Source organism: Marinobacter halodurans (assembly GCF_004327985.1).
In the GTDB taxonomy this organism is placed as follows: Bacteria; Pseudomonadota; Gammaproteobacteria; order Pseudomonadales; family Oleiphilaceae; genus Marinobacter_A; species Marinobacter_A halodurans.
This window is the reverse complement of sequence record NZ_SJDL01000072.1, coordinates 1-6,094: the sequence shown is the minus strand read 5'-3', so window position 1 is coordinate 6,094 and position 6,094 is coordinate 1. Positions and strand designations below refer to the sequence as shown.

5 protein-coding genes and 1 pseudogene are annotated in these 6,094 nt (G+C 55.1%); 4 read left to right on the top strand and 2 right to left on the bottom strand.

The features are described from left to right. The 3 genes and pseudogenes from EZI54_RS25185 to EZI54_RS22855 form a co-directional block, all read left to right on the top strand. Positions 1-419: pseudogene (locus EZI54_RS25185) on the top strand (type VI secretion system tip protein VgrG); the annotation flags it as partial. Further along, on the top strand, positions 388-1,251 hold the full coding sequence (locus EZI54_RS22860) for a DUF4123 domain-containing protein (protein WP_131484182.1): 864 nt from the start codon (positions 388-390) through the stop codon (positions 1,249-1,251). The pseudogene EZI54_RS25185 and the gene EZI54_RS22860, both read left to right, overlap by 32 nt. Beyond that, positions 1,238-3,706: a LysM peptidoglycan-binding domain-containing protein gene (locus EZI54_RS22855; RefSeq protein ID WP_131484181.1), complete on the top strand. Its 2,469-nt coding sequence runs from the start codon at positions 1,238-1,240 to the stop codon at positions 3,704-3,706. The genes EZI54_RS22860 and EZI54_RS22855 overlap by 14 nt, the downstream gene beginning before the upstream one ends. Here the strand turns inward: EZI54_RS22855 and EZI54_RS22850 are convergent. Then, positions 3,703-4,623, bottom strand: coding sequence for a formylglycine-generating enzyme family protein (locus EZI54_RS22850; RefSeq protein ID WP_131484180.1), 921 nt, complete (start codon positions 4,621-4,623; stop codon positions 3,703-3,705). The two genes, EZI54_RS22855 and EZI54_RS22850, sit on opposite strands and share 4 nt — an antisense overlap. Before the next feature lie 185 nt (positions 4,624-4,808). Here EZI54_RS22850 and EZI54_RS22845 point away from each other — a divergent pair, with 185 nt between their 5' ends. Then, positions 4,809-4,991: a hypothetical protein gene (locus tag EZI54_RS22845; RefSeq protein WP_131484179.1), complete on the top strand. Its 183-nt coding sequence runs from the start codon at positions 4,809-4,811 to the stop codon at positions 4,989-4,991. A gap of 47 nt (positions 4,992-5,038) precedes the next feature. Here the strand turns inward: EZI54_RS22845 and EZI54_RS22840 are convergent, their stop codons facing one another. Further along, a complete protein-coding gene (locus EZI54_RS22840; RefSeq protein WP_131484178.1) occupies positions 5,039-5,962 on the bottom strand; it encodes a formylglycine-generating enzyme family protein in 924 nt (307 codons plus the stop codon). Positions 5,963-6,094: the final 132 nt, after the last annotated feature.

Here is a 6,094-nt window from a genome sequence, read left to right as displayed (position 1 = left end):
CGGTCGGCGGTACCCACCACAGCAAACAGGGCAAAGCCCAACTGGTGGAAGCGGGCACCGAGATCCACCACAAAGCGGGTATGAAGATCGTCGTCGAGGCCGGCGCCGAAATCACCCTCAAGGCCGGCGGCAGCTTCGTCAAAGTCGACCCCAGCGGCGTCACCGTCTCCGGGCCGATGATCAAGATGAATTCCGGCGGGGCGCCGGGGAGTGGAGCGGCTCAGGCGGCTCAATTGCCGGAAATACCGCAGACCCTTGAATCCGGCTCTCCCAATTCCACTGCCCCAGCCAAGTTAGCAACGATGGAAGCGCCTTCTCGCAAGGGGCTCCTGACCGAAGCTGCCGAGAACGGGGCATCCGCCCTCTCCGATTGTGAGTTTGACGAGCATGGACGCTGCAAAATACATCAGCACGCTTAATCAGGTTGCGCCACCCACCCATTCACCGGATCGCGCTGACTTCGCGGTTGTCGACCTTGCCGTCGATAGCAAGCTGCTCGAACGCATATACGGCGCAATGACCCACGAACCGGTGCAATGGCGCAGCCTATTCGAGCAGACCTCATGGTCAACGGAATGGCGGCATGGACCAGTCCTGGTGGACTTGCGAAAAGCGTCAGAATTCCAGAAATCCCTGGCCGACCAGATGACCCGGCACTCAATCGGGTTGCTCTTAAGGTCCGACTGGTCCATGGACGAGCTGCATGCCCATTTCGTGCACTGGATTCATGACGGGCTTCCGGTCAAAGGTAGCCTGCTCCGGGTACAAGAACCCCGGAAGCTCGGCGCACTGTTGTGCGTCTTGGGTGACACACAACGCCAGGCCCTCCTGAACGGCGCATCCACTTGGTTCTGGCATGACAGCCACACCTGGCGTACTGCCACCCCGGAAAAGCACGAACCTCTCACCCATTCATCCATTCCGCCGGGTGTCTCCCCTGATCAACTCGAAGCCATGGCACCGTATTGGCTGGCTTCCGAAGCCCAGGGTTGCAGCGAACACTACCGCGAGAGCCTGGCGCACCACGACGCCCCTGAACATTGGGTGCTGAAGAGACTGCTTGAGGGGGATCAAGCGGGATTCAAAACAAGCAGTCATCTGGAGCGCTGGCTAAGGCTCGCCATCCTGCACGGCGCTGGCTTTCATCGACGCGCGCCCTTCGCAGCTCTCCTGGATGAACCGCAAACCACATCAAACGATCGACTAAGCGCCATGGAAGGCGCGGTGGAGAATCAGCATGCCCCAGTATGAAGTCCAGTCAGGCGACACCCTTTCTGCCATTGCGCAACAACATCAAGTGACACTGGCTGCACTGAAGGCGGAGAATCCCCGGATCAGGGACGTCGACCATATCGAGACGGGATGGACCCTAACGATTCCGGAGAATAACGATTCGGCGGCCACGGGCCTCCCGGAACCGAAATCGGCGAATAGCCGCACCTCGTCCCAATGCACGACAACCGCCTGTCGCGACGAGTACGCAGAGATCATTCACGTTATGGGCGCGGCAGAAGACGCCTGGTGTCTGGCACTGCCCGAGGCAGCCGCTGAAGAGATCCACGCCGAAATCGAGGAAATGGACGCCCTGATGGCCGAATTCAAGAAGGCCCAGGATGCGCCACCGTCCTCCGATGAGGCGCAACCCAGTCCAAAGCGCCAATGGATGATCAAAGCGGCCGAGAAAGGCGTGCTCGCACCCGAGGCCGATGATCAGGAGGAGGCAGAACCGGAGAAGGTGTCCCTCATCAGCTCAAAGATCGCCGCCATCGATGAGCAGATTCAATGGTATGACGACTACGATCCAGACTACTTCTTTTCCTTTGCCAGCGATAACGAGGAAAAGCGCGAAGACATCGTGACTATCGCCAAAGAGCAGCGTCTGACCATGTTGCGCTCGCAACGACAGGCACTGCAGGCCCAGTTGGACGAAGGCAGCGCAACCAACGGTGTCAAAGGGAATGGCATCAAGGCTTCGGATTTTTCCAAGCGCAGCAACCAGACCGAAGCTGGCATTATTGAAATCATGGTCTTCAGCCGACCCGGCCGTTGGTACTACGTCCGCAAGGGCGTCTACCAACGCATTACGGCTTCTTACGCGTCCATTCGCTACGTACGAAAGACAAAGGCCATTGCCGGTGTGCTTGAGAATCCCTCAGCGACAGCCGGTGAGTTGATTGGCAAAATCAAGGATGGCATTGCGGCTGATGCCGCCAAAAGCCCGATTGGCAACGTTGAGGTTAAATTCGTCGAAGCCAAGGATGAATTCTTTCTCCTTGGCAAGGAGCACTCAAAGCTGACCTGGAATTCCAGCGAGGGCGACAACCCATCGGAGAACAACTTTCAGGTCAGTGCAGAAGCCCAACTGATGCGCTTCGCCATGCAGGCCAGCGCCGGCGTCAACAGCTTCGACCTGAGTACGGGCGAGATCGATATAGGCGCCAAGGCCAGCGCGTCCATGGCCCTTGCGGAGGCGGAAGCGAAACTGGCTGAAGTCTTCGTGCCCAACGAAGCCGGCTGGGACTGCCGGTTTACTTTCCGAAACCGCAACGGCGAACTGACTGATCTGGCCTTCGGAGCTTTCCGGCTCTCCGGCGACGTCACATTGAACTGCTTTGTGGGTGGACGTATTAGCGGAGAAGCAAACGCGAAGCTGAGTACCGGGGCGGCCACCTTCCTGTTATCCGATCAGAAGAAAATCAAACCCGACCCACAAGCCGGTCTCTCTGTCTCTGGCAACGCGTTTGCGGGGGCCGAGGCAGGCGGTGCCGTGAGTGGAAAATTCTGCTGGGTGCATCCTGAAGAGCAATATAAATCCAATGCCAATTGGCAGGAGCTTTTGAAGATTGAGGCGGGGGGGACCGTAGCTGCTGGCGTTGGTGCGGGGATGGATTTTGCATTGAAGCTTGGTCGTGACCACGCAATCATCATGGCCTGCAAAGGCAGATTGGTATTCGGGCCGGGCGCCAGTGGGAGTTTTGGAACAACCGTTGACCTGCAGAGCTGTTGGTCACTTTGTAAGGCCGTTTTAGATGCGCTTCGGGAGTTTGATTACTCTTACTTGGAGAATATCGACAGCGATCTTTTCATAGTGTGGAGTCGCAATCTCTATCTGTCCCTTGTTGATGAAGCAGGAAAAGCAGCCGAGTGGATAAATCAGCCCGTTGAGAATCTTCAGCGAGCTTGGGAAAGACGCCGTTCGCTCCAAGAAAACGCCCAGACTCTAGCGCAAAAAATTCGCGACGGTCGATTAAGCGAGGTGCTGCAATCGGACCAAGGTTCCATTTCCTTATACGATCTTCCTCCGGAAACTGTAGGCATGCTGTGCCATACGCTACTGCAGACCTTTATCGAGTCCTGGGAAGAAGAACAGGAAAGGGCTCTTATCTACATATTCTCTCACATCACCACTTGGCGAAAATTCTTTGAAGTACTGCAGCACATGACGGAGGATGGTTCCAAGTGTAACCCAATGCAAGCCCTGGAAAAATTATGCGCCATCCTGGATGACGGCTTTGCCTCTGACGACAATCAGCTAAAGCAATTCCATGACTGGATTTCTTCGGAATTGGGCGCCACCCCCGACGCGCCTGTCTCCCAGACTGTGGCCTGGATGCCGGTCGCCGCTGGAAAAAAACGGCGCCGGATCCGGGAGAAGCTTGTGGCCTACCACCAAAAATACGGTGACCTGTCCTCTATTATTGTCTAAAGGCTGGAGGCGCAACGGAAACCGTACAGATTGGAGTAGAAGCCGAGTTTGTTGTTACTACCTCGGGTAACCGTAATATCGAGATCAGGAGTAGTTAGATAACTGCCCCCTCGTACAACGTGACCTTGGCCATCAGGGGGCCCCATTGGGTTTATTTCAGGACTTTGGTGGTAATAAGTCTCAGAATATTTGTCCCTGATCCATTCCGAAGTATTCCCCATTAGGTCATATATTCCTAGAGGGTTTGGAGGAAAACTGCCAACGGCTTGGCTTTCCCTTCCCCTTTTCTTTTGATGGTTCCTGCCAAACTCAATTTTACCGTTGTCGGTTGCATAGCGTACCTCTTTGCCCCGATTCCTTGCGGCAAATTCCCACTGAGCCTCGGTCGGCAGGTCAACCGGACGTGATGCCAACTCCCCAACCCACAGGCAGTAGTCCTTCGGTTCCTGCCAGTTTTTGGTCCACGCCGGTTTATCCGGCTCGAACAGGTATTCTCTACCCTCCCGTTCCCGAATTTCCTTCTCGTACGGCTCCTTTCCCTGAAGCTCGCGGAACAGGTCGAAGTCAGCGATGGTGGTTTCGTATTTCGAGAGGGAGTAATCGTCCAACGTCACCTTGTGGATATAGTCGTTATCCTTGTAAAAATCATTCCTACAAAGCTGATCCGATCCCGGCTCACAAGGCACTTTGAAGTCCCCCATCATGAACGAGCCCCCCTCAATGGGAACCATGTTGTCCAAGGCACGGACCACCAGTTCGGTGACGGCTTGCTGCTTGCCGGAAGGCAAATCGGGGTAGCGAGCCTCGACACGAGACTTTATGGCTTCGATTTCGCTATCGGAGAGCGTTTTGCTAGTGATGGAAGAGGAACTACAACCGGCGAGAAACGCCAAGGCGAGGGCAGAAAGACGACGCATGGGAACTCCATTCCTGATTTACAACGGTCCTGTTGAGCGCGTTCAGTTTAACAAAAGTGCGCGGCCGGAACCGCATCGAAACCAGGAACTCATGCTGATTTATATCATGATTCATGTGACTGCTTTGGTGGCAGATCCTCGAAGTGCTCCAACACATGACGGAGGATGGTTCCAGGTGTCACCCGATGCAATCCCTGGAAAAGGTCTGCGCCATCCTGAATGACGGCTTTGCCTCTGACGACAATCAGCTAAAGCAATTCCATGACTGGATCTCTTCGGAATTGGGCGCCACCTCCGACGCGCCTGTCTCCCAGACTGTGGCCTGGATGCCGGTCGCCGCTGAAAAAAAACGGCGCCGGATCCGGTAAAAATTGGTTGCCTATCATCGAAAATACGGTGACCTGAGTTCTATTGCCTAAGAGCCAGAGGCGCAACGAAAACCAAATAATCTGGAATAATACTCAAGCGCTTTTTCGTGATTCCTGTTTACAGTAGTACTGAACCTCGGGCTATCAGCATTAGTTCCCCCACGGAGGACATGGCTATTCCCGTGCTCGGGCCCACGGGGATTAGACTCCGGACTTTGCTTATAGTAGTTCTCCGAATACACATCGTTAACCCACTCGGCGGCGTTACCATTAAGATCATAGAGGCCTAAAGGATTCGGAGGGAAGCTACCGACAGCTTGGTTTTTGGATCCTTCCCCCTCGTCCCGGTAATTACGACCCAAGTCGATTTCACCGTTGTCGGTCGCATGCAGCACATCCTTTCCTCGATTGCGAGCAGCGAATTCCCATTGGGCTTCGGTCGGCAAGTCGACCGGCTGATCAGCCAGTTCGCCAATCCATGTGCAGTAATCCTTCGGCTCCTGCCAGTTCTTGGTCCAGGCGGGCTTGTTCGCCTCAAACAGGTATTGCCGACCTTCCCGCTCCCGAATTTCCTTTTCGTATGGCTCTTTCCCCTGAAGCTCACGGAACAGGTCAAAATCAGCAATGGTGGTCTCGTATTTGGAGAGAGCGTAGTCGTCCAACGTCACCTTGTGCTGGAAATCGTTATCACGGTCATAATCGGTATTACACAGTTGTTCCGACCCCGGCTCACAGGGCACCTTGATCTCCCCCATCATGAACGAGCCCCCCTCAATGGGAACCATGTTGTCCAGGGCACGCACCACCAATTCGGTGACAGCATGCTGCTTGTCGGACGACAGGTCGGGGTAGCGGGTTTCGACACGAGACTGAATGGCTTCGATTTCGCTGTCGGAGAGCGTTTTGCTGGTGATGGAAGAGGAACTACAGCCGGCGAGAAACGCCAAGGCGAGGGCAGAAAGACGACGCATGGGAGCTCCATTCCTGATTTACAACGGTCCTTTTAAGTTCGCTCAGTCTAACAAAAATGTCTGTTCGGGACTCCATTCGATTTAGGAGCTTCAGGCCATGATCGTTCGGGATCCTTCCCCCATCTGTGCGTT

Bases quoted from the DNA above. Each gene is read 5' to 3' on its own strand.
- EZI54_RS22840 (WP_131484178.1), bottom strand. From the start codon at position 5,962: ATGCGTCGTCTTTCTGCCCTCGCCTTGGCGTTTCTCGCCGGCTGTAGT.
- EZI54_RS22855 (WP_131484181.1), top strand. From the start codon at position 1,238: ATGCCCCAGTATGAAGTCCAGTCAGGCGACACCCTTTCTGCCATTGCG.
- EZI54_RS22845 (WP_131484179.1), top strand. From the start codon at position 4,809: ATGCAATCCCTGGAAAAGGTCTGCGCCATCCTGAATGACGGCTTTGCC.
- EZI54_RS22850 (WP_131484180.1), bottom strand. From the start codon at position 4,623: ATGCGTCGTCTTTCTGCCCTCGCCTTGGCGTTTCTCGCCGGTTGTAGT.
- EZI54_RS22860 (WP_131484182.1), top strand. From the start codon at position 388: ATGGACGCTGCAAAATACATCAGCACGCTTAATCAGGTTGCGCCACCC.